The following is a 283-nucleotide window of genomic DNA, read 5'->3' on the forward strand; positions in this document are numbered from 1 at the left end:
TGGTTAGGGTGTCGCCTGCTTTAGCTGTGCCTGGCAAGGCGACTGTGACCGCCACTGTCGTTGCCGCACCAAGTTCTGTTTTACTGATCAGGCCGTCGTTGTTGCTGTCGGTCGTGATGGTGATCGTTGGCGCTGCTGTGGCCGTTGTGTCTAAAGTCGCACTGTCTATGCCTGGGGCGGAGACATTGCCAGCCTGGTCGGTGACGGTAGCGCTGACCGACAAGGTCGCGCCTTCAGCCGGTTTCGCAACCGTGCTGCTGTAGGTGCCCGCTGTGATTTCTGC

The 283-nt window shown here is 59.7% G+C and carries 1 protein-coding gene; it reads right to left on the reverse strand.

Annotated features, from left to right (window positions below; translation table 11 throughout):
• On the reverse strand, positions 1–283 hold a 283-nt coding region (locus tag ACO0K8_RS22355; protein ID WP_422948858.1), incomplete at both ends, for a hypothetical protein.

The organism is Undibacterium sp. Ren11W, assembly GCF_049340485.1.
In the GTDB taxonomy this organism is placed as follows: domain Bacteria; phylum Pseudomonadota; class Gammaproteobacteria; order Burkholderiales; family Burkholderiaceae_D; genus Undibacterium.